This is a genomic window from Desulforadius tongensis (assembly GCF_016907915.1).
In the GTDB taxonomy this organism is placed as follows: Bacteria; Bacillota; Desulfotomaculia; order Desulfotomaculales; family Desulfohalotomaculaceae; genus Desulforadius; species Desulforadius tongensis.
The window spans coordinates 66,168-88,792 of the sequence record NZ_JAFBCW010000006.1 but is presented as its reverse complement, the minus strand read 5'-3'; the positions used below and the strand labels follow the sequence as shown (position 1 = coordinate 88,792).

General features: G+C 48.2%; 28 protein-coding genes. 24 read left to right on the top strand and 4 right to left on the bottom strand.

Annotated features, from left to right (window positions below):
• Nucleotides 1–933 carry a signal recognition particle-docking protein FtsY gene (gene ftsY / locus JOC37_RS03745; RefSeq protein WP_204616202.1) on the top strand — a complete coding sequence of 311 codons (933 nt, stop codon included), beginning with the start codon at nt 1–3 and terminating at the stop codon, nt 931–933.
• An 83-nt stretch (nt 934–1,016) separates the two neighbouring features.
• Here the strand turns inward: ftsY and JOC37_RS03740 are convergent, their stop codons facing one another.
• Both JOC37_RS03740 and JOC37_RS03735 read right to left on the bottom strand, forming a co-directional pair.
• The gene (locus JOC37_RS03740) at nt 1,017–1,394 is read right to left on the bottom strand and encodes a bactofilin family protein (RefSeq protein WP_204616200.1); all 378 of its coding nucleotides are present in this window, start codon (nt 1,392–1,394) and stop codon (nt 1,017–1,019) included.
• A 17-nt stretch (nt 1,395–1,411) separates the two neighbouring features.
• Nucleotides 1,412–2,386 carry a peptidoglycan DD-metalloendopeptidase family protein gene (locus JOC37_RS03735; protein WP_204616198.1) on the bottom strand — a complete coding sequence of 325 codons (975 nt, stop codon included), beginning with the start codon at nt 2,384–2,386 and terminating at the stop codon, nt 1,412–1,414.
• 181 nt (nt 2,387–2,567) lie between these two features.
• Between JOC37_RS03735 and JOC37_RS03730 the strand changes: the two genes are divergently transcribed.
• The 9 genes from JOC37_RS03730 to JOC37_RS03690 all read left to right on the top strand — a co-directional run bounded on the left by JOC37_RS03730 (nt 2,568) and on the right by JOC37_RS03690 (nt 11,982).
• Nucleotides 2,568–3,395, top strand: coding sequence for a pentapeptide repeat-containing protein (locus JOC37_RS03730; protein ID WP_204616196.1), 828 nt, complete (start codon nt 2,568–2,570; stop codon nt 3,393–3,395).
• Between the two features lie 23 nt (nt 3,396–3,418).
• A complete protein-coding gene (locus JOC37_RS03725; RefSeq protein WP_204616194.1) occupies nt 3,419–4,489 on the top strand; it encodes a P-loop NTPase family protein in 1,071 nt (356 codons plus the stop codon).
• Nucleotides 4,490–4,541: 52 nt separating this feature from the next.
• Nucleotides 4,542–5,756: a vWA domain-containing protein gene (locus JOC37_RS03720; RefSeq protein WP_204616192.1), complete on the top strand. Its 1,215-nt coding sequence runs from the start codon at nt 4,542–4,544 to the stop codon at nt 5,754–5,756.
• Nucleotides 5,757–5,882: 126 nt separating this feature from the next.
• Entirely contained in the window at nt 5,883–6,686 is an 804-nt protein-coding gene (gene mtnP / locus JOC37_RS03715; protein ID WP_204616190.1) for an S-methyl-5'-thioadenosine phosphorylase, read from the top strand.
• A 7-nt stretch (nt 6,687–6,693) separates the two neighbouring features.
• Complete coding sequence (mtnA, locus tag JOC37_RS03710; protein ID WP_204616182.1) at nt 6,694–7,773, top strand: S-methyl-5-thioribose-1-phosphate isomerase; 1,080 nt, start codon at nt 6,694–6,696, stop codon at nt 7,771–7,773.
• 17 nt (nt 7,774–7,790) lie between these two features.
• Entirely contained in the window at nt 7,791–9,047 is a 1,257-nt protein-coding gene (locus tag JOC37_RS03705; RefSeq protein WP_204616180.1) for an adenosylhomocysteinase, read from the top strand.
• A gap of 25 nt (nt 9,048–9,072) precedes the next feature.
• On the top strand, nt 9,073–9,762 hold the full coding sequence (locus JOC37_RS03700) for a class II aldolase/adducin family protein (protein WP_207754879.1): 690 nt from the start codon (nt 9,073–9,075) through the stop codon (nt 9,760–9,762).
• A complete protein-coding gene (locus JOC37_RS03695; protein WP_204616178.1) occupies nt 9,750–11,048 on the top strand; it encodes an amidohydrolase in 1,299 nt (432 codons plus the stop codon). The genes JOC37_RS03700 and JOC37_RS03695 overlap by 13 nt, the downstream gene beginning before the upstream one ends.
• A gap of 169 nt (nt 11,049–11,217) precedes the next feature.
• Complete coding sequence (locus JOC37_RS03690) at nt 11,218–11,982, top strand: GGDEF domain-containing protein (protein ID WP_204616176.1); 765 nt, start codon at nt 11,218–11,220, stop codon at nt 11,980–11,982.
• A 30-nt stretch (nt 11,983–12,012) separates the two neighbouring features.
• On the opposite strand, the gene JOC37_RS03685 is transcribed toward JOC37_RS03690, so the two are convergent.
• A complete protein-coding gene (locus JOC37_RS03685; protein WP_204616174.1) occupies nt 12,013–12,153 on the bottom strand; it encodes a hypothetical protein in 141 nt (46 codons plus the stop codon).
• Nucleotides 12,154–12,280: 127 nt separating this feature from the next.
• The gene (locus tag JOC37_RS03680) at nt 12,281–13,702 is read right to left on the bottom strand and encodes an aspartate aminotransferase family protein (protein WP_204616172.1); all 1,422 of its coding nucleotides are present in this window, start codon (nt 13,700–13,702) and stop codon (nt 12,281–12,283) included.
• Nucleotides 13,703–13,897: 195 nt separating this feature from the next.
• On the opposite strand from JOC37_RS03680, the gene ylxM reads away from it, so the two are divergent.
• From ylxM to JOC37_RS03610, 14 genes are all read left to right on the top strand, one after another.
• Nucleotides 13,898–14,248: a YlxM family DNA-binding protein gene (ylxM, locus tag JOC37_RS03675; protein WP_204616170.1), complete on the top strand. Its 351-nt coding sequence runs from the start codon at nt 13,898–13,900 to the stop codon at nt 14,246–14,248.
• 28 nt (nt 14,249–14,276) lie between these two features.
• Nucleotides 14,277–15,605 (top strand): signal recognition particle protein, encoded by a 1,329-nt coding sequence (ffh, locus tag JOC37_RS03670; protein ID WP_204616168.1) that lies wholly within the window; start codon nt 14,277–14,279, stop codon nt 15,603–15,605.
• Nucleotides 15,606–15,663: 58 nt separating this feature from the next.
• On the top strand, nt 15,664–15,933 hold the full coding sequence (rpsP, locus tag JOC37_RS03665; protein WP_204616167.1) for a 30S ribosomal protein S16: 270 nt from the start codon (nt 15,664–15,666) through the stop codon (nt 15,931–15,933).
• Nucleotides 15,934–15,948: 15 nt separating this feature from the next.
• Nucleotides 15,949–16,176, top strand: coding sequence for a KH domain-containing protein (locus JOC37_RS03660; protein ID WP_204616159.1), 228 nt, complete (start codon nt 15,949–15,951; stop codon nt 16,174–16,176).
• Nucleotides 16,177–16,296: 120 nt separating this feature from the next.
• Nucleotides 16,297–16,731 (top strand): YlqD family protein, encoded by a 435-nt coding sequence (locus JOC37_RS03655; protein WP_204616157.1) that lies wholly within the window; start codon nt 16,297–16,299, stop codon nt 16,729–16,731.
• Nucleotides 16,722–17,237: a ribosome maturation factor RimM gene (gene rimM / locus JOC37_RS03650; RefSeq protein WP_204616155.1), complete on the top strand. Its 516-nt coding sequence runs from the start codon at nt 16,722–16,724 to the stop codon at nt 17,235–17,237. The genes JOC37_RS03655 and rimM overlap by 10 nt, the downstream gene beginning before the upstream one ends.
• A complete protein-coding gene (trmD, locus tag JOC37_RS03645) occupies nt 17,234–17,992 on the top strand; it encodes a tRNA (guanosine(37)-N1)-methyltransferase TrmD (protein WP_204616152.1) in 759 nt (252 codons plus the stop codon). The genes rimM and trmD overlap by 4 nt, the downstream gene beginning before the upstream one ends.
• Nucleotides 17,993–18,140: 148 nt before the next feature.
• On the top strand, nt 18,141–18,485 hold the full coding sequence (rplS, locus tag JOC37_RS03640) for a 50S ribosomal protein L19 (RefSeq protein WP_204616150.1): 345 nt from the start codon (nt 18,141–18,143) through the stop codon (nt 18,483–18,485).
• Nucleotides 18,486–18,596: 111 nt separating this feature from the next.
• Nucleotides 18,597–19,151, top strand: a complete 555-nt coding sequence (lepB, locus tag JOC37_RS03635) for a signal peptidase I (RefSeq protein WP_238480731.1) — start codon at nt 18,597–18,599, stop codon at nt 19,149–19,151.
• Between the two features lie 20 nt (nt 19,152–19,171).
• Nucleotides 19,172–20,044: a ribosome biogenesis GTPase YlqF gene (gene ylqF / locus JOC37_RS03630; protein ID WP_204616148.1), complete on the top strand. Its 873-nt coding sequence runs from the start codon at nt 19,172–19,174 to the stop codon at nt 20,042–20,044.
• A gap of 28 nt (nt 20,045–20,072) precedes the next feature.
• Nucleotides 20,073–20,873 carry a ribonuclease HII gene (locus JOC37_RS03625; RefSeq protein WP_338017336.1) on the top strand — a complete coding sequence of 267 codons (801 nt, stop codon included), beginning with the start codon at nt 20,073–20,075 and terminating at the stop codon, nt 20,871–20,873.
• 431 nt (nt 20,874–21,304) lie between these two features.
• Entirely contained in the window at nt 21,305–21,661 is a 357-nt protein-coding gene (locus JOC37_RS03620) for an NADH-quinone oxidoreductase subunit A (protein WP_204616145.1), read from the top strand.
• On the top strand, nt 21,652–22,209 hold the full coding sequence (locus tag JOC37_RS03615) for an NADH-quinone oxidoreductase subunit B (RefSeq protein ID WP_204616143.1): 558 nt from the start codon (nt 21,652–21,654) through the stop codon (nt 22,207–22,209). Before JOC37_RS03620 ends, JOC37_RS03615 begins: the two co-directional genes overlap by 10 nt.
• Complete coding sequence (locus JOC37_RS03610; RefSeq protein ID WP_204616141.1) at nt 22,191–22,625, top strand: NADH-quinone oxidoreductase subunit C; 435 nt, start codon at nt 22,191–22,193, stop codon at nt 22,623–22,625. Before JOC37_RS03615 ends, JOC37_RS03610 begins: the two co-directional genes overlap by 19 nt.

Here is a 22,625-nt window from a genome sequence, read left to right as displayed (position 1 = left end):
ATGGGATTTTTTGATCGTTTAAAAAAGAGTTTGTCTAAAACTCGCAAGAGTTTTGTGGAAAAAGTGGAGCAGGTGGTAATTGGCCGTAAGAACATCGATGAAGAGCTGTATGAGGAGCTGGAAGAGGTGCTGATTCAGGCCGATGTCGGTGTTAATACGGCCCTGGAGCTGGTAGAGCGGGTGCGGGAAGGGGTTAAATTGCGCAATGTCAGCGACCCGGCCCGGCTGAAGGATATTTTTCAAGAGGAAGTGGAATACCTAATTGGCGACAAAACCACCCCGATAAATATTAACCCCGACGGGCTGACGGTAATACTGGTGGTGGGTGTGAATGGTACGGGTAAAACCACCACCATCGGAAAGCTGGCCCATTACTTTAAAAAGCAGGGTAAAAAGGTTCTGCTGGCCGCGGGAGATACCTTTAGAGCCGCAGCCATCGATCAACTGGAAATCTGGGGTGAACGGGTTGGAGTTGATGTGATTAAACACGCTGAAGGGGCTGACCCCGGCGCTGTGGCCTATGATGCCATGCAGGCTGCCCGTTCCAGAAAGGTTGATATTTTACTGATTGATACCGCCGGCAGGCTGCATACCAAGAGCAACCTGATGGAAGAGCTGAAAAAAATACGCCGCATTGTGGAAAGGGAAATGCCCGGGGCGCCTCACGAAACCCTGCTGGTGCTGGATGCCACCACCGGTCAAAATGCTATCAGCCAGGCCAAACTGTTTGGTGAAGCGGTTAACGTTACCGGTATAGCGTTAACCAAGCTGGACGGTACGGCCAAGGGAGGAGTGGTGATCGGTATTAAAACCAGCCTGCATGTGCCGGTTAAAATGATTGGTGTGGGTGAAGGCATAGAAGACCTGCAGCCTTTTAATCCCCAGGAGTTTGTAGCTGCCCTGTACGGGTTGGATGTAAATGAAAAAAAATAACATTAGCTTAAATGCCGGTGCCCACACCCCGTGCGGCACCGGCATTTGAGCTGAGTTGGGCAGCACTTAAACCCCTTTGGATTTTAACTAATTTCATTTTCGTTTTCACAGCTGCCGATCATACTGCTTTTTCCCTTAAAAATGGCACCTTCATTGATTACTAATTTGCTTACTTCGATATCTCCGTACAGCTTGGCGGTGCTGTCCAATTCTAATTTTCCTTTTAAGGTGATATTGCCGTGCACTTCTCCGGCCACCGTAACGTTGTTGCCGTTAATATCGGCATTGACATAACCGGTGGGACCGATAATAACGTCTCCGTTTATATCCACATGCCCGTCAACCTTGCCGTCAATGCGCAGCACGCCATCCACTTTAATATCGCCGTTGATATAGGTGCCATCCCCGATAACGGTGTCCACTTTACTATGATTTATAGAATCACTTTTTTTACCAAACAATTCTATCTCTCCTTTTTTTAACGTATGTAATCAGCGGGATCTACCCTTGTTCCATTGATAAAAACCTCGTAATGTACGTGGGGACCGGTGGAGGCGCCTGTACTTCCAACCAGGGCGATGCAATCTCCCCTGGATACCTGATCTCCCACCTTGACCTTAATTTTGGCATTATGCGCGTATACCGTTCTGAATCCAAAGGGATGCTCTATAATTATCGTTTTGCCGTAGCCGCTTTTATACCCGGCGAAAACAACTTTGCCTTTACCGGTTGCCACAACCGGTGCTCCATAAGGAGCGGCCACGTCTATACCGGGGTGAAAGTCTGAACGCCCGGAAAAGGGAGAACGCCGGCTGCCGTAAGGGGAGCTTATCCTGCCCTTGGTTGGTAGGCCGAATGGTTTGGCTGCTAAATAGGCCTTTTTTACAGCCACATCCTTTTTTAACAGGCTTAAACTTTCTTTCAGCTCACCCGTTTCTCTAATTAAAGCACTGTTGGCACTGGCAGTTGCCAGGTACTTTTTGTCCCAATCAGCTTTCTTTTCCCGGTAGGATTTTTTGTTTAAAAAGGAAAGCAGTGCACTTTGTTCATTATTTGTAATGGAATTAGATTTACGGGTGTTAACCGAAGCTGAGCGGCTGGTAATTTCTCCCCTTTGCAGCATTTCGCGAACATCTTTTTCTAAATGCTTTATTTCGGCCATTTTTTCCTGCAGTTTCTCACTTTCCGCTTCCAGCAGCTGCAGTTTTGCCGCCTGTGCATCGTTAATTTTGCGCAGCTCATTTAATTCCACCAGCTCCTCTTTCATCTGCCAGTACCTGGTGGAAAAATAGAGCACGAATATAATTAAACAAAAACTAAATGCCAAAGAAACTTTAATCAAAATGTAGGGAATGCGTACTTTATAAATGGATTGGTTTGAATGGGGTATCAGCATTAAAGTAAGCGAACGGGGTATAGACCATCGCCGCTTTTTTAATTTGTCCTTAAGCAAGCACCATCATCTCCAGGTAAGTAGACTTACACATACCGGTTATTTTACAATGGATAATTTTAGACATTTATTGTTAAAGTCCTGCATATTATTGCTTTTTGGCCGGTGCAAGAATGAAAGTAAGTTAGATGAAGGAATCCCTTGCGGAAAATAGAACCTAGTATCAACGGGAATTTGCGGGGTGACGGAAGTGAATTTTGGTTTTGAAGAATTAAATAATCTCACCCATAACAGTGACTATTATTTATCCTGTACTTTGAACGGGTTCACGGTAACTCTGCACAAGCACCGTTTCAGCATGTATATTAGCGGGGTAACAGCAGTAAATGCTTTTAACAATGCCGGTGCATTTAATGCCTGGCGAAACAAGCCGGTGGTTTTAAATGAAGGGAAAGAACTAAAATTACCCCATATTTCACTGGAATTCAATGACTGTGATTTAAGCGGGCAGAACTTGTCCGGGTACAACCTTTCCACCGCCCGCTTTAAAAACGTAAACCTGCAGGGGGCGGATTTAAAAAGGGCCAATTTATCCGGAGCTTTTTTTGAAAATGTTAACTTTGAAAAGGCGGATATGTCTGGGGCTGAGTTATCCGGCTATAACCGGTTTATAAACTGCAGCTTTATCAATGCCAATGTCGCCGGCACCGCCATGGCTGAACTGCTGAACGCTGCCATTGCGGATCCTTCATCCCGTTTTAAATTTGTTAAATGCCAACTGCTGCCGGGGGTGGAGGTATCTGCCTGCCGGCAGGGTGAAAAGAATGTGGGTTTGGATAAACAGGTAAAAAAAATAACAGCGGCATTAAAGGCGGTGGATGAGAAGGGGATTTTTACAGTGCTGGCCCGGCTGCTGCCCTGTGATCAGTGTTTTCATACCCCGGATCCCCATACAAAATTTCTGGAACAGTTGAAAAGAACCTATCCTGCCTGGGAAGGGTGGAGGGAAATTGAAGAACTGGTGGCAGAAATTTCGGCCGCGTTAGTCTTGGAACAGCTGCGCTTTTAGAACTGTTTTTGAGGTGATAACCTGTGAAAGTAAATGAAGTTATTGAAGTGATCAGCACCATATACCGGCTGGGTGAAAAAGCTCCCGCCGTAAATTTAATTGGCAAACCGGGCATCGGCAAATCCGCTGCCGTTTATAAGGCGGCGGAAATAATCGGGCACCAGCTGGGACTGGACAAGCCGGTACCGGTGGTGGACATAAGATTGATACATGTCAACCCGGTGGATTTAAGGGGGCTGCCTTACCCGGATGTGGAAAGGGGACTGGCTGTTTGGCTGCAGTCGGGGCTGCTGCCCACTGTGGAGCGGTATGGGGAGCATCTGATATTATTTTGGGATGAATTGACCTCCGCTCCTCCCACGGTGCAGGCGGCGGCTTACCAGGTAATATGGGAAAGGAAGTTAGGAGACTGGAAAATGGCTCCCAACTGGATTCAAGTGGTGGCGGGAAACCGGCTTACCGACCGGGGGGTAACTTATCAAATGCCCACGCCGCTGGCCAACCGTATGATTCACCTGCCGGTGGAAGAGGATTTAGATGACTGGAAAAAATGGGCGCTGGAACAGGATATAGATTCCCGCATTATCGCTTTTTTAAATTTCCGGCCCCAGCTTTTATCCACCTTTAACCCCAATAGGGACAGCAGTGTTTTTGCCAGCCCGCGCACCTGGGAAATACTTTCTAACCTGCTGAAGTGTTATCCCGACCCCAATGCTTCAGATGTTGCTGCCAATGTGGTGCGGGGAACGGTGGGAGAAGGGGTGGCAGCGGAATTTTTAGCCTTCTGCCGTACAGTGGAAAACCTGCCCGATATAGAAGAAATTTTGCAGGGCCGGGGGGAGGAAGTGCCCGGTGAACCGGATATCTTGTACGCCCTTAGCAGTGCTTTGGTTTCCCGGTTAATTAACGCAGCCAAGGATGGGGATATTAAGGACATGCTGGGTAACTTTATAAAATATACCCTGCAGATGCCCGACGAATTTTCAGTGCTGACGGTGCGGGATGCTCTAAGGTCAGAGGCGGTGGCAGAGGAAATAAAGGGGCTGCCGGAATGGATCCGGTGGGCTCAAAAATACCGACAGTATATTTTATAACCGGAATTCATGTCAGAAATTTTTTCATTTTTCAGGGTAGGGATTTTTAAAGATGAATTATGAAAAGCAAGCTGAGACTAAATTAACCCGGGCCAAAATAAAAGTGCTTTTAAAAAACCCTTTTTTAGGAACACTGGTGATGTATTTAACCCCGGAGCCCCGCCGGTCAGTGAAAAAGGCAGATACCGACGGGGAAAAATTCTACTATAACCCGCAGTGGATTGACGGTTTAACGGAAGATGAAACAGCAGCAGTTATCTGCCATACCGTGCTGCACTGCGCTTTAGGTCACCTGTGGCGCAGATCGTTTCGTAATCCCCACCGCTGGAATAAAGCCTGCGATTACGTGGTGAATTTGATTTTGGAAGCTGAGGGATACCCCATCTCCCCCGGCTTAGTGGTGAACAAGCTGTATCAAAATAAAAGTGCTGAAGAGGTGTACAGCCTGTTAAGCACCGGAGAAAATGACGGACGGGGAGCGGCATCATCACCCGGGGGCAGCGGTGGCGGAGAAAATGCGGATCAAAATACCGGCAGAGACAATGAACAAGAAAACCCGGAAACCGCACTGGATCAGCACCAGCACTGGGAAGATAAACTGCATCAGCGGAATTTTGCTTCCGGGGCTGTGGAGCGGCTGTGGAAGGAGAGAGCGGCCAGGGCGCTGCAGTCTGCCCGCAGCCGCGGTGATTTACCGGGGGCGTTGGAACGGGCTGTTGGTGAGCTGCTGCGCCCGGAAAAAGATTGGCGGCAGATACTGGCCGAGTTTCTAACCAAAATAAAGTCGGATTACAGTTGGCTGCCGCCGGACCGGCGTTTAGTATATTACAATATTTTAGTTCCCGACCTGGGAAGAGAAGAGGAAAGGCTGGAAGAGGTAGTGGTGGCGGTGGATTCCTCCGGATCGGTGAATAACAAACAGCTGCAGAAATTCCTTTCCGAAGTGCGGGGGATTATCAATTCTTTTTCTACCATCACCGGGCACCTGGTTTTTTGTGATTCTAAAATTCAAAGCTGGCACCGCTTGAGGGATTTTAATGAAGTGATTCCCCGGGGAGGGGGAGGGTCTTATACCAAGCCGGTATTTGAAGAAATTAATAAAAGAAAAATTAAGCCCTCGGCGTTAATTTATTTTACCGATGGCATTACCGTTTACCCGACCTTTGAGCCATCCTACCCGGTGCTGTGGCTGCTGACAAAGGAGCACAGCAGGCCGCCGTGGGGGAGAAAGGCGGTGTTTGATTCCCTGTTGATGGACAGGGAGTAGTTGGCAGAAGTGCTGTCGGTACATAATTTTCCACTGCAGAAAAGGAAATTGCGGGCAGGGTCACGAATATTTGCTCAGTGTGCACGCCATGATATTCTTAACCTATCTGAATGGAGGTATGAAACCATGACTGTATCGATGGCCATAATTGGAGGTACGGGGGTGTATGACCCCAATATTTTATCTAATATTCGTGACGAGACTATCACTACGCCCTTTGGTGAAACGGCAGTGAAAATAGGGGAATACCAGGGGCGAGAAGTTGCTTTTATGAACCGCCACGGTGCCGGGCACAGTGTACCGCCCCACCTGGTTAATTACCGGGCCAATATTGCCGGGTTGAAGAAGCTGGGTGTAAAAACTATTTTAGCCACTGCGGCGGTGGGTTCGATTAATGAAAAAATGAAGCCCGGTGATTTTGTTTTTTGCGATCAATTTTTAGACTTCACCAAATCCCGGGCCCAGACCTTTTTTAATGGCGGGGAGCATGGTGTGGTGCATGTGGATGTCACCGATCCGTACTGCCCGGATTTGCGGAAGATAATGGCCAAAGTGGCAGATGAGTTGAATTTATCCTATCACCAGGGAGGGGTATATGTAACCACCGAGGGTCCCCGTTATGAATCGCCGGCGGAAATAAAGATGTTTAAAATGTTGGGCGGTGATTTGGTAGGTATGACCAGCGTGCCGGAGGTTATACTGGCCAGGGAAGCGGGAATTTGCTATGCTACTGTGTGCATGGTAACTAACTTTGGTGCCGGTATATCGGAAAATCCCCTGACCCATGAAGAAGTGCTGGAAGTGATGAACAAGAACGCCGAGAATTTGCGCAAGCTGGCCATGGGCACCATATCAGCGTTAGATCCTGATCGAGAGTGCTACTGCCATACGGCGGTGGAAGGGCCGATGCATGAGCTTTTGAAAGGGTGATCCAATAGTGAAAACAATGGTATGGGAAGACGGGGTACTAAAGATTCTTGATCAGACTAAACTTCCCGAAAAAATAGAATATATAGAAGCAGAGGATGTAAAAACAGTGGCCGATGCCATCAAGCGCCTCAGCGTGCGCGGTGCGCCGGCCATTGGCGCTGCTGCAGCTTACGGTATGGTGATCGGGGCTAACAGCATTAAGGAGAAGGATAAAGAAAAATTCCTGGCCGAGCTGGAAAAGATCGGTTACGAGCTGGCGTCCACCCGTCCCACCGCCGTTAATTTACGCTGGGCCATTGACCGGATGATGAATAAAGTGAGAGACGGCCATGATTTGGATATTGACGGGATAAGGGAACTGCTGCTGGAAGAAGCCCATAAAATTTTTTGTGAGGACCTGGAAGCCAACCGCCGGATGGGCGAATACGGCCAGGAATTGATTCCCGAAAACGCCCGCATTATCACCCACTGCAATGCCGGGGCGCTGGCCACCGCCGGCTTTGGCACTGCCCTGGGTGTCATCCGGGCAGCCCACCGGGCCGGGAAAAATATAGAAGTGTTTGCCGATGAAACCCGCCCGCTGCTGCAGGGGGCCAGGCTGACGGCATGGGAAATGATGCAGGAAAATATTCCTGTTACTTTAATCACTGACAACATGGCCGGGTATTTAATGGCCCAGGGAAAGGTTGATATGGTAATTGTGGGGGCAGACCGCATCACTGCCAACGGTGATGTGGCCAACAAAATCGGTACTTACGGTTTAGCCGTGTTGGCCCAGGCCCACGGCCTGCCATTTTACGTGGCCGCCCCTACATCAACCATAGATATGGGCCTGGCTTCGGGGAACCAGATACCCATTGAAGAAAGGCATTTTGAAGAAGTGACCACGGTGGGCGGCACCAGGATAGCGCCCCCGGGAGTAAAGGTATGGAATCCAGCCTTTGATGTTACCCCCAATGAATTGGTCAGTGCCATTATTACCGAGCGTGGTGTGGTACAAAAACCCTACCCGGAGAACCTGCGTAAAATAATGAACAGCAGGACAACAGCCGATGGGGTTTGTCAGGGAGAAAATCCTGCTAAGTAAAGGGAGGAATATTTTTAATGCCGGATTATCTAATTAGAGATATAAATTTGGCACCGGAGGGCCGCTTGAAAATAGACTGGGTTAGTAATCACATGCCGGTGCTTAATGCTATTAGAAAGGAATTTGAAAGAGAACAACTCTTTAAAGGGGTCAGAATTGCGGTAAGTATTCACCTGGAGGCTAAAACCGCGTACCTGGCAGAAGTGCTGGCTGCCGGAGGGGCTGATGTTTCCATTTCCGGTTCCAACCCGCTGTCAACCCAGGATGATGTGGCCGCGGCTTTGGCGGAGAAGGGAATTAAGGTATATTCCTGGTATAATGCCACCGCCGAAGAATATGAGGAACACCTGCTGCACGTGCTGGATAACCGCCCGGATGTGGTGATAGACGATGGGGGTGATTTGGTACAGCTGCTGCATTCCCAGCGCCGGGACCTGGCTGAAAACGTCAAGGGCGGTTGTGAGGAAACCACCACCGGGGTGCTGCGCTTGAGGGCATTGGAAAGGGAAGGCGGCTTGAAGTTTCCCATGATTGCGGTTAACGATGCCATGTGCAAGTACCTGTTTGATAACCGCTACGGCACCGGGGAGTCGGTTTGGTCCGGCATTATGCGCACTACAAACTTGATTGTGGCCGGAAAAACGGTGGTGGTAATGGGATACGGTTGGTGCGGTAAAGGTATTGCTCTTAGAGCCAAGGGCTTGGGAGCCAAAGTTATTGTCACTGAGGTGGACCCGGTAAAGGCCATTGAAGCGCACATGGACGGGTTTACTGTGATGAACAGCGTGGATGCTGCCCGGTACGGTGATATTTTTATTACGGTAACCGGGTGTAAAGATGTACTGGTTAAAAAGCATTACGAGGTAATGAAAGACGGGGCGATAATGTGCAACGCCGGTCACTTTGATGTGGAGGTAAACAAACCGCATCTTAATCAAATGGCCACCGGTGTTCGCACCGTGCGCAGGGACATTGAAGAGTTTACCATGCCGGACGGCAGGAAACTGTACCTGCTGGCTGAAGGAAGACTGGTGAACCTGGCCGCCGGTGATGGTCACCCGGCGGAGATTATGGATATGTCCTTTGCACTGCAGGCTCTGTCAGCTAAATACGTGCTGCAGAATGCCGGTAAACTGGAGCGCTGCGTATATAACGTACCGAAAGAAATTGATGACCGGGTGGCAAACATAAAACTAAAATCAATGGGGGTAGAAATAGATAAATTAACCCCGGAACAAGAGAAATATATTAATTCGTGGAATCACGGAGAATAAAAACAGACCCGCAGGCGGTGATAATTTGAAGATTAAGCTGACAGTGGAAAAAGCCCGGGAGAGGGTGGCCAGGTTTGGAAGAAAAATTGCTGATTCAAATTTGATATTGGGAACATGGGGAAATATTTCCTGCCGGCTGCCCGATGAGCAGTTGGTGATAATTACCCCCAGCGGCGTTGGCTACCACCAAATACGCCCTAACATGCCTGTGGTGGTAAATATGGACGGTGAGGTACGAGAGGGCGATTTAAAGCCCTCCAGTGAAATTAAAGTACATTTAGCCATTTATGCTGCCCGGGAGGATGTCAATGCGGTGGTGCACACCCACAGCGCCTATGCCAGCGCACTGGCAGTTTCCGGCATCTCTATACCGCCCATACTGGAAGATATGGCTGCCCTTATCGGCGGCGAAGTACCGGTGGCGGAATATGCCGTGGCCGGAAGTGAGCAGTTGGCCCGCAGCACTGTGCGGGCCATGGGTAAGAAAAATGCGGTGCTGTTGGCTAACCACGGTATGGTGGGGGTGGGCAGGGATCTGGATGAAGCCTTTGATGTGTGTATGATGGTGGAGCGCTGTGCCCAGATATATATAATTTCCAAGCTGGTTGGTGACCCGAAGGTTCTTAGCCCGGGGGATGTGGCAGTATTGAGAGATTTTTACCTGAACAAATACGGGCAGAGAGAGCGTGTGGAGGTATTTAAATGTCCCAAATAATTATTCGTAATGTAGATATCCTAACCATGACAGAAGGTCAGGAGATAATTAAAAAAGGCGAAATTGCTATTTCCGGAAATAAAATATTATCCGTGGGGGAAAAAGGCTCGGCACCGGAAAATTTTGAGCCCGCCGTGCAGATAGATGGCAGTAATATGGTGGCCATGCCCGGATTTGTCAACTGCCATACCCATGCCGCCATGACTCTTTTGCGCGGTTATGCCGATGACCTGCCGCTGATGGAGTGGCTGAACAATAAGATTTGGCCGCTGGAAGCTAAAATGAAGGCTGAAGATATATATTGGGGTACCCTGCTGGCTTGTGTGGAGATGATTAAGTCCGGCACCACCACCTTTGCGGATATGTACGCCTTTATGGATCAAGCGGCCGAAGCTGCTGTGGAGAGCGGTATGCGGGCGGTGCTGGCCAGGGGCCTGATAGGGGTGGCTCCCAATGGTGCTGAAGCACTGGAAGAAAGCAGGGATTTTATAAGCCGCTACCAGGGAGCAGCCGGCGGCCGCATTACCACCATGCTCGGTCCCCATGCCCCTTACACCTGCCCGCCGGATTATTTGGAAAAAGTAATGGGGGCCGCGGAGGAACTGGGTGTGGGTATACACATACACCTGGCCGAAACCCTTACCGAGGAGCGGGATATTGTAAAACAGTATGGCCGGAGACCGGTTCAGCACCTAGAGGGTTTGGGGCTGTTTAACTATCCCACCCTGGCCGCCCACTGCGTACATGTGGATGATGAAGACATAAGAATACTGGCCGAAAATAATGTTGGCGTGGCTCATAACCCCGAAAGCAACATGAAACTGGCCAGCGGTATTGCCCCGGTACAAAAAATGCTGGCAGCCGGTGTTAAAGTGGGCCTGGGCACCGATGGTGCCTCCAGCAACAACAATTTGGACATGCTGGAAGAAATGCGTACCGCGGCACTGCTGCAAAAGGTATCCCACATGGATCCCACAGCCATGCCGGCTTACAAAGCACTGGAAATGGCCACCGCCGGCGGTGCCGGGGCGCTGGGCCTGGAAAATGAAGTGGGGCGGTTAAAAGCGGGTTTAAAAGCAGATATTATACTGGTGAATTTTAACAAACCCCATTTATATCCCCGGCACGATATTTGTGCCCACATGGTTTACTCGGCCCACAGTGCCGATGTGGACACAGTAATTATAGACGGTGAATTGGTGATGCAAAATCGCAAAATATTAACACTGGATGAAGAAGAAATTTTTCAAAACGTTGACAGGTGTATTGAAAGATTAATGGGTTAAAGGGTGCTGCGGCACCCCCTTTTTTTGGCATGCCGGTACGTATAAGCATATGATTCTTTCATTATATGATTCTTTCATTAGCGAAAATTTACCAAAAGGAAATACAGCTAACTGGAAGAATTTAATACAGCTAACTAACCAATACTGAAAAAACGGTAAGGGAAAGGCTATGAAGATAATTAATACTAATATAGACTTTGTGTTTCATGTTGTTTTTTTGGCCGTGGTATTGATTTGGTTTTATTATGCTGTGAAATTAAAAAGTATTGAGCAAAACTCTATCGTTTGGAGCATGCACCTGCTGGGAGTTCTGCTGCTGATCGTGGGAGCCGTTTTAAATTTTTTTAACGAAACCCATGAAAGATGTTTTAGTGAAGCTTTTATTTCCGCAGGTATATTAATGTCCATCATCGCCGTGAGGCACCTAATTGTACAGCAGATGAAACTGACTCAAAACTTACAAAGGGAAACTGCCACAGATTATTTGACCGGGGTAGGTAACCGCAGGTATTTGGATGAAATTTGGCCGGCGATTTTAAACACGGCAGTGCCGGGGAATACATCCATTGCTGTACTGCTGCTGGATTTGGATAACTTCAAGGTATTAAACGACCGTTATGGACACACTTACGGGGACAGAGTTTTGTCTTTAATGGTCAAGGCACTTCGTTTATCCCTGCGGGATTCAGATCACATTGTTCGCTATGGCGGGGATGAGTTTATATTGATTTTACCCGGGGTTAACAGGAATAAAGCCGGTGAGATTAAAGCCCGGGTAATCGGTGTTATAGAGCAGGTTCAGCTGCCCGGTAGTGAAAAAATTCAAGTCAGCTGCGGAGCAGCTGTTTACCCGGAAGACGGCAGAGATTTAAAGCGGTTGATAGAGATTGCGGATCAAAGAATGTACCGGCATAAAAGTGATAAGAAGCAGTAAACATGGGTATGCCCTGAAAAGGTTATCTTGCTAAGCCGGTGGCTTTTGTAACGTTTGCTGAATTCCTTTGCCGGCCAAAGTCAGCGCCCGGTCTGTGCCGGTTCCGGCAGTAACCCCGGCATATTTGCCTTCCTTAGCACAGATGCCGGTGACGCACGTCCTGTGCGTCACCATGCCTCCACCGGTAACCATCACTTAGTTTGGCAGCAGCTCATCCATAAACGCACTTTTGTACAAAAGGCCACCTGCTTTTTCATCCCCTGGTGGTGTTTTAAAGTGCTGTAAATGTATGCCGCTGTCAGTCTTTAAAGGTAAATGTTTTAAGCATAGTCTTGGCTCCCGACGCCGCCATGCTGAAAAACCCCCTGTGGGTGCTCAATATTTCATCCAAGGCCTCTACTACCCGGTCCAGCTGCCGGTATTCCACCACCAGCGGTGGCTCCAACCGGATAACGTTGGGATTGTTCAATGTGTAGGCGGTGATAATGCCGTATTTATTTAACAGCTGTCCGGCTACCAAACTGCCCATGTATTCTTCGGATAGCCTGTTTATTACCCCCATGGTGGCTTTATAGGCAAAACCCTTGGGTTTCGCAAATTCAATACCGATTAGCAAACCGCGCCCCCGCACGTCGGCCAGCAGGGGATATTTTTCCTTTAATTTTTTGAGCTTACGCAGGAAGTAGCTGCCCTTTTCCCGGGCCTGGGTAATTAAATCCTGCCGGTAGATGGTTTCAATGGTGGCCAGTGCTGCTGCGGCGGCCCAGGTGTTGCCGCCAAAGGTTGAAGTATGTAATGTGGCATTTTCCACGCTGCCGTAGGCCCTCTGCCAAATTTCATCGGTGGTGATGTATGCGCCGATGGGCATAATACCACCGCCCAGGGATTTAGCCAGGCAGAGGATATCCGGCACCACCCCTTCCTGTTCGCAGGCAAACATGCTGCCGGTACGTCCCATGCCGGTTTGTATTTCATCGGCGATAAATAATGCTCCATGGCGGCTGCACAGCTCTTTGGCCTGGGCCAGGTAACCGGCGGGGGGCAGGTTAATACCCCCTTCTCCTTGAATGGGTTCAACTATAAAGGCGGCGGTGTCATTGTTTTTCAGCAGCTTGGACAGGGCATCCAGGTCTCCAAAGGGTACCGGAACGGTTCCCGGCAGTAAAGGTTGGAAGGCCCTTTGATATTTTTCCCTGCCGGTTACCGACAGGGCACCGAAGGTTTTGCCGTGAAAGGACCCGCGGCAGTAAATGATTTTATCCCTGCCGGTGGCAGCCCGGGCCAGTTTTAACGCTCCTTCCACCGCTTCGGCCCCGCTGTTTCCAAAAAAGCAGCGCTGCAGTTTTCCGGGGGTGATATGGGCCAGGTTGGCGGCCAGCGCCCCGGCCAAAGTGCCCAGTGATGCCTGCAGTATATTGGGCATATTTTGCACTTTCTCCAGCGCCTGTATCACCCGGGGATGATTGTGCCCCAGGTTCAGCGAACCGTAGCCGCCGAGGAAATCCAGGTATTCCCGGCCCTCACTGTCCCAAACCGACACGCCGCTGGCTTTGACATACTGCAGGTCGAAGTTCAGCAAAGACATTAATTTGGCCAGGCTGGAATTGACATATTTTTTGTGGGCTTCTTTGACTTCTTGGCGGTTTAAATTCAGCGCCTGCTCAAGGGTGTAAATATTACTCATAGCTTGATTATCCACTGCAGTGGAGTTTAACTTCATAAATATCCCTCCCCAGGAAATTATCCCCTTATAAGTATTCTTTCATTCGGGCCGGTTACCTTTTCATTGATATAAAAAATATTGCAGATTTAAAGTTGAAAGCAGAGTAATACTTGACATCAATAACTAATTTCTGTACAATCTTTGTGTAAAGTTTGCTGCCTTTATAGGTAAAGACGCGGCACGGAGGCCATTATGGAAAAAGTCATTAAAATTACACTGTTATACGACTTTTACGGCCAACTGCTCACCGAGCGACAGCAGCGCTTCATTGAACTGTATTACGGCCATGACTTTTCGCTGGGTGAAATTGCTGAGGAGTATAATGTCACCCGCCAGGCAGTGCACGATACATTAAAAAGGGCTGAAAAAATACTTACCGGTTATGAAGAGAAATTGGGACTGCTGGACAAGTTTATGGCCGAGCGCAGGAAGATATCTGAAGCTCTGGAACTGTTACGAGGTTTCCGCCAGGACCCCAATCCCGGTCTGCTGGACCGGATAGAAGAGATATTAACGGAGATTACGAAATTGGTAGAGAAGTAATCTCGAAAATGGCAGGGGGTGCTGCTCAATGTTTCAAAACCTTTCTGAAAGGTTGCAGGAAACTTTTAAAAAGTTAAAGGGTAAAGGTCACCTTACGGAAGCTGACGTCAACGAGGCCATGCGTGAAGTGCGGGTGGCACTGCTGGAAGCTGACGTTAACTACAAGGTAGTAAAGGAATTTGTTAAAAGAGTAAAGGAAAAGGCCGTTGGTCAGGATATATTTTCCAGCTTAACCCCTGGCCAGCAGGTGGTAAAAATCGTTAGAGATGAACTGATAGAACTGTTAGGTGGAGTGCAGAGCAAAATTAACCTGGCTCCCACCCCCCCAACAATTGTTATGCTGGTGGGCCTGCAGGGTTCCGGCAAAACAACCACCTGCGGCAAATTGGCCAACTTGATGCGCAAGCATGGGCGCCGTCCCCTGCTGGTGGCTGCTGACGTTTACCGCCCCGCTGCTATTAAACAGCTTGAAGTGCTGGGCAAACAGCTGGATATACCGGTTTTCTCCATGGGGCAGCAAAACCCGGTGGAAATTGCTCAAAAAGCAGTGGAAAGCGCCAACAAAAACGGTCAGGACTTAGTGATTATTGACACCGCGGGCCGGCTGCATATTAATGAAGAATTGATGGCCGAACTGGTGGCTATAAAACAAGAGGTTTCACCCCATGAAATTTTGCTTGTGGTTGATGCCATGACCGGTCAGGATGCGGTTAATGTGGCTGAAAGTTTTAACCAGCGCCTGGGCCTGGACGGGGTGGTAATGACCAAACTTGATGGTGACACCAGGGGTGGTGCGGCGCTGTCGGTGCGCAAGGTTACCGGGACACCCATTAAGTTTATTGGTATGGGCGAAAAGATGGATGCTTTAGAGCCCTTCCACCCGGACCGCATGGCCAACCGCATACTGGGCATGGGGGATGTGCTGACCCTGATTGAAAAAGCCCAGGCCAGTATAAATGAAGAAGAAGCGCAGAAGCTGAGGAAAAAGCTCAAAACAGCGGATTTTACACTGGAAGACTTTTTACACCAGCTGCAGCAGGTTAAAAAAATGGGTCCGCTGGATCAGCTGCTGGGCATGATTCCGGGGATGAGCAAGATTAAAAACCTTAAGGATCAAATAGATGAAAAGGAACTGGTCTATGTTGAGGCCATCATTCAATCCATGACCCCTTATGAGCGCCGGCACCCGGAGAAGATTAACGGCAGCAGGCGAAAACGCATTGCCAAAGGAAGCGGAACAAAGGTGCAGGATGTAAACCGCTTGTTAAAACAGTTTGAACAGACAAGAAAAATGTTCAAGCAGCTCAGCGATATGAAAAAGGGTAAGAAAAAATTAAAGCTGCCGTTCCCGTTTTAATACGGGTTGATCTTATAAATTCAGCAATTAAGCAATTATATTAAAGGAGGTGACATCTGTGGCAACCAAAATTCGTTTGAAAAGGATGGGAGCTAAAAAGGCTCCGTTTTACCGCATAGTAGTGGCTGACTCTCGTTCTCCCCGTGACGGCCGCTTTATTGAAGAGATTGGTTATTATGATCCTTTGAAAAAACCGGCTGTAATTAAAGTTGATGAAGAAAAGGCTAAAGACTGGTTGAGCAAAGGTGCCCAGGTTTCAGAAACAGTAAAGGCGCTGTTTCAAAAGGTAGGGGTATTGAAAAAAGCTGCCGGAGAGGGTCAGGAATAGGAGGGTGCTTTATTAATGAAGGAATTAGTGGAAATATTAGCTAAAGCACTCGTTGACCAGCCGGATCAGGTTAACGTGAAAATGATTGAAAAAGAAAAAGCTGTTGTGCTGGAATTAAGTGTAGCCCCTGATGACATGGGCAAAGTTATTGGTAAGCAGGGCCGTATTGCCCGGGCCATCCGCACGGTGGTCAAGGCTGCGGCGGCCAAACAACGCAAAAAAGTTATGGTGGAAATAGTTTAAACAAAGGGGGCCTAGCCCCCTTTTATAATAATGAAGAATTAAGAATGAAGGCAGCCCTGTCCCGTGCGGGCCGGCTTCATTCTTAATTCTTCATATTACAGATCCTTTGGAGTGTGGTTTATGGATAGTATAAAGATTACCAGACCGGTGGTTATAAAAGTTAGAGTAACAGAAAACTATAAAAAAAAAATTGCGGCCGAAGTGCAGAGGATAGTGCAGCGTTTGGAAGCCGAGCTGCAGCAGTTGGAATTTCAAAATAAAAAGTTATCCACCGCTGCTGCCCGGCACAATGCTGAATATGCAGAAAAGGCCAAACAGCAAATTGAAAGCCAAATTTACGAGCGGGTACAAAGAAAACAGAGATTGCTGGAAAAAATAAAAGCGGTGGGAAACTTAAAGCCGGGCACTGAGGTTGTGCACGGCAGGGTGGAGAGTTTAGTAGAACTAAAAGTCGGGGATGACTGGAATAAAGTAATGAACGTAGAAGTGCTGGTGGAAGACGGCAAAGTGTTGGAAATAAGACACTCTGGGGGTAGTGATTTACAGTGGCGGTAGAATACATTACCATAGGTGAAATAGTAAACACCCACGGCGTTAGGGGAGAAGTGCGTTTAATACCTTTGACAGACTTTCCGGAACGGTTTAAAGAGCTGGAAGCAGTACACATCTTAATTGACCACCGGCGGTTTGTTCATCATATAGAAAAATCGCGCCGGCACAAGCAGTTTATTATTATTAAATTTCGTGAAGTGGAAGATATGAACGGCGCCGAAAGATTAAAAGGTGCCCTGGTACAAATAACCAGAGAACAGTTAAAGCCGCTGCCCGAAGGCAGCTATTACATATTTGAAATAGAAGGCCTGGACGTGTTTGACATTAACGGAGAGAAACTGGGCCGGGTGAAAAAGGTATTTTCAACCGGCGCCAATGACGTGTATGTGGTTAAACCGCCTGCCGGTAAAGATATACTTATTCCGGCCTTAAAAAAAGTGGTTAAGGAAATTAACCTGGCAGAAAACCGCATGGTGGTAGAGCTGCCGGAGGGACTGCTGGATCTATGAGGATAGATATACTGACGCTTTTTCCGGAAATGTTTACCGGGCCCTTTGATACCAGTATTATTAAAAGGGCCAGGGACAGGGGAATATTAAATATCCACACCTTCAACATCAGGGATTTTTCTCAAAACAAACACCGCACCGTGGACGACACGCCTTACGGCGGCGGTGCCGGTATGGTGATGCAGGCAGAACCGATATTTAAAGCCCTGGAACACCTGCGGGAACTGCAGGAGGACCTGGGACGGGTGATAATGATGTGCCCCCAGGGTATGCCTTTTAACCAGGATTTGGCTAAAGAACTGGCCCAGGAAGAAAGGCTGGTACTGCTGTGCGGTCACTATGAAGGTATTGATGAGAGGGTAAGGGAAAAACTGGTAACCGATGAAATATCAATCGGGGATTACGTGTTAACCGGCGGTGAACTGCCGGCCATGGTGGTGGTGGATGCGGTGGCCAGGATGATCCCCGGCGTGCTGGGGGAAATGGCTTCGGCAGAGGCGGATTCATTTTACAACGGGCTGCTGGATCATCCCCATTACACCAAGCCCAGGGTATACCAGGGAATGGAAGTGCCGGAGGTACTGCTTTCCGGGCACCACAAAAAAATAGACCGGTGGCGCCGGCGCCAGTCCCTGCTGCGCACCCTGGAAAGGCGCCCCGAGCTGCTGAAAGAAGTAAACCTGTCTGCAGAAGATAGGGAAGTTTTAGGCGCCGTTTACAACCAACTGCAAGAAATTTTAGGGTTCAAGAAATAAAAATGAAGGGGATATTTTAGGGCTGCTGATAACACAAAATGTTGATAGGTAAGAATAATTGTGTTATAATTATTCATGTTTGAATACGGGCGGTCCGCTACCTTACAAGAAAAGGGTATGAACGTCTAGGCAGGAAGGAGGGACTGTAATGAACCTCATTAAGTCACTGGAACAAGAGTATATGAAAGAAAACATTCCTGAATTTAAGCCCGGTGATACAGTTAGAGTGCACCAAAAGGTTGTTGAGGGTAACCGTGAGCGTATTCAGGTATTTGAAGGTGTTGTTATCAGGCGCCGGGGCTCCGGTTTAAGCGAAACCTTTACCGTGCGCCGGGTTTCCTATGGCGTGGGAGTGGAAAGAACATTCCCGCTGCACAGTAAAAAAGTTGATAAAATCGAAGTTATTCGTCGTGGTCGCGTTAGAAGGGCTAGACTGTACTACCTGCGTAACCTGCGCGGTAAAGCTGCCCGCATTAAAGAACTGAGAAAGTAAATTAAAGGGACTGGCTCACTGCAGGCAGTCCCTTTTCTCGTCTGGGCTCCTTTAAGCCCTGCCCGGCAGAGCGTTTATAGAACTGCTCGCGTCAAAGAGGGGGTGCACGCATTGGAAAGTGTTGACCATGAAGCTAAAGCAGTGGGGCAAAAAAATAAGAAAAACCCTGTTCGGGAAATAATAGAGTCTGTGGTTATTGCTGTCGTACTGGCGGTGGTAATCCGCATGTTTATTGTGGAACCCTTCTATATTCCCTCCGGTTCCATGGAACCGACCCTAATGATAAACGACCGGATCATTGTCAGCAAAATATCCTACTATTTTGATGAACCGAAACGGGGGGACATAGTGGTGTTTAAATACCCCAGGGATCCCAGCAGGAACTTTGTAAAACGCCTGATTGGAGAGCCGGGGGATACAGTGGAGCTGCGGGACAGCAAACTGTACATAAACGGTAAACTTGTTCCGGAGGATTATCTGCCCGCCGGCATTCGATATGGCAATTACGGCCCGGTAAAAGTTCCTGCAGGCCATTATCTAATGCTGGGGGACAACAGGAACAACAGTGAAGACAGCCGCTACTGGGGCTTTCTGCCGGAGAATTTAATAATCGGTAAAGCAGTGCTTATTTACTGGCCGGTAAACCGCCTGGGGCTGGCCGGCTGAAAACGGTGGTGAAAAGATAAGTGGAACAGCAGAGTACTATCCAATGGTATCCCGGCCATATGGCCAAAGCCAAGCGTTTGGTGCAGCAAAACCTCAAGCTGGTGGATGTGGTAATAGAACTGCTGGATGCCAGAATTCCAATCAGCAGTCGAAATCCCATGATTGATAAAATTCTGGGTTCCAAACCCAGGCTGGTGGTATTAAACAAGGCGGACCTGGCGGACCCTGAAATTACCGAACAGTGGGAAGAGGCCTTAAAGGAAAAGCACATCATTACAGTGGCTGTGGATTCCGTTAAAGGCCGGGGGTTTGCTGAAATTCCAAAAGCGGCCAAAAGATTGGTGGCGGAAAAAATGGCTGAAATGGCTGCAGCGGGCAGGCGGCCCAGGGCGGTGCGCTGTATGGTCTTGGGCATACCCAATGTGGGCAAGTCATCCTTTATTAACCGCTTATCCCGGCGCAGATCGGCCAAAACCGGCGACACACCGGGGGTAACCAAAGGAAAGCAAATGATAAAGATTAACAAAGATATGGAACTGCTGGATACCCCGGGTATACTTTGGCCCAAATTTGAAGATGCTGAAGTGGGGCTGAAACTGGCTGCCACCGGGGCTATAAAAGAGCAGGTGGTCAATGTGGAAGAGGTGGCATTGTACCTGCTGAAGATATTAACGAAAATTAAACCTGAAAACCTCACTGCCAGGTACAAGTTAAGTGATATCGGGGAAGACAGCTTTCAGCTGCTGCAGCAAATTGGTGCCCGAAGAGGCATGCTGCTCAGCGGCGGGGTGGTGGATACCCATAAGGCGGCAGTGCTGGTGCTGAAAGAATTCAGAGCCGGCAAGCTGGGGCGAATATCGCTGGAAAGACCTGGTGAAGAAGGTATTAATTAAAAGAAATGGATGATTGGGTTTGAATATTGTGAATTTGACGGTGGCAGAGATAAAAGAAATAGTTAAAAATCAACTGGATAATGAATCTGTTGATGAGCAGTTGATAAAATCGCTGGCTGAAGACCCCAGGGTAGGGGTGCAGAAAATATATCAATACTTACAGCGCAGGCGGGAAAAATTAAAACGGGAATACATAAGACTGCAAGAGCTGTTTAAATATGAAAGAGAGCTTGTCTGCCGGGGCAAGCAGTACATAGCCGGGGTAGATGAAGCGGGGCGCGGCCCGCTGGCCGGGCCGGTGGTGGCCGCTGCCGTTATTTTGCCTCCGGAGATTAAGTTATACGGCCTCAATGATTCCAAAAAGCTGTCTGCAGATAGGCGCCGGCAGCTGGCTGAAGAAATAAAAGCAAACGCCCTTTGCTGGGCCACGGGAGAGGCTTCGGTGGAGGAAATCTGCCGGCTGAACATTTACCGGGCATCAATGCTGGCCATGAAGCGTGCGGTGGATAATTTGACCACCACTCCCCAGCATGTATTAATTGACGGTATTAACGTACCAACTATAAAAATACCCCAAACCCGTATTGTAGGCGGGGATGGATTAAGTGCCTCCATTGCTGCCGCTTCAATTATGGCCAAAACTCACCGGGATAAGATTATGGAACAATATCACAACCGGTATCCCCAGTACGGATTTGATAAACACAAAGGATACCCCACTGCGGAGCACCTGGCCAAACTGCGGCGGTACGGTCCCAGTGCCATTCACCGTACAAGTTTTGGGCCGGTGGCTGAGGTGATTAGTAAGTATAAAAAAACTGAATGTTAAACTGAAAAGGATATTTTTTTTGCTCTAAAATAACAGAATATTCAATCAATATTATTTAAATACCGGTAGAAATAACATAATCGCTGTGGATACAACTGTATTGTATTGGTATGTGTTACAAATAATACCATGAAATAATAATAATAATTTTATTGCTGGGCGCTGGATTTGTGTTATTATTATTTATGTTTCTTATAAATTTTAGAAACAGCCTTTTATCTTTGTAAATAATAGAAAATAAATAAAAGATAATATTTTCCAAATAATAAGGAAATTTATTCTATTTTTAAAATTTACCCTCAATTTACCCTCAATATGTGATCTTAATCATTGAAATTAAATTAATTAAAAAGCTAATATGTTTTTAAATCTCAAGTTGATTCGCTGTCGCTTGCGAAACCGGCAAACCAATAAAAGGAGGGATATAAAGAATGCTGCCTGAAGGTGGAGTGATTTTAATTTTTCTTATTGTGGGAGTGGTATTTGGTGCAGGCGGTTTAGCGGCATCATTTTTAATTCACCCCCGTCGCAAAAATGCTGTTAAAGAAGAACCCTATGAATGCGGTCCGCCCACCCAAGGCCCCACCTGGGTGCGATTTAGGGCCCAGTACTTTGTTTACGCACTGTTATTTGTGATATTCGATGTAGAAACAATTTATCTATACCCATGGGCGGTGAAGTTTAACAGCCTGGGGTTATTTGCCTTTATTGAAATGATTATTTTCCTCTTTATCCTGGTGGTTGGCCTGTGGTATGCCTGGAAGAAAGGAGCATTGGAATGGAGGTAAAAAAACCATCCCCAGAAAGACACCCGGTGGAAGAATTAACCGCCGATCCCGTAATTGTTGAACAGGTTAAACGCACCATTGCGCTGGCCCCGTTGGAAAAACTGCTGAACCTGGCCCGGGCCAATTCCCTGTGGCCGGTAACCTTTGGGCTGGCCTGCTGTGCCATAGAAATGATGGCTGCCGGCGGCCCCCGCTTTGACCTGGCCCGCTTTGGATACGAAGTATTTCGGCCATCACCCCGCCAGGCAGATGTGATGATTGTAGCCGGTACCATTACGAAAAAAATGGCACCCTATGTAAGACGCATCTACGATCAAATGCCGGAACCCAAGTGGGTGGTGGCCATGGGCAGCTGCGCCATTTCCGGCGGCCCCTTTGTTGATTCATATTCTGTTGTACCGGGTGCAGATAAGCTTTTGCCGGTGGATGTGTATATTCCCGGCTGCCCACCCCGGCCGGATGCTTTAATTCATGGGATGCTGCTGCTGAAAGAAAAGGTGAAAAACCCCAAGGTGGTGGAAAGCGAGCCGTGGAAAGCAATCAAATAATACAGGAACTGAAAGATAAATACCGGTCAATAGAAATCAATAAAAACTCCGTAACTGTGGCGGAGGAAGAACTGCTGCCGCTGATGCGGCAGCTGAGGGATGTTTATGGATTTAACTATCTAACCGATGAAACTGCTGTGGATTATAAAGATTATTTTGAAATAGTGTACAATGTCTGCCGCCTGTGCCGGGGTGACATGTTAATGATTAAAACAAAGGTAGACAAAGAAAAGGCGGCAGTACCGTCGATGTTTTCAATTTGGCCCGGTGCGGTATGGATGGAACGAGAAATTTACGACCTGATGGGTATTAACTTCACCGGTCACCCGGATATGCGGCGGATTCTGCTGGATGATAACTTTGAAGGTCACCCGCTGCGAAAAGACTTTAAATGGACCGGCGGGAGAGAGGTGTAG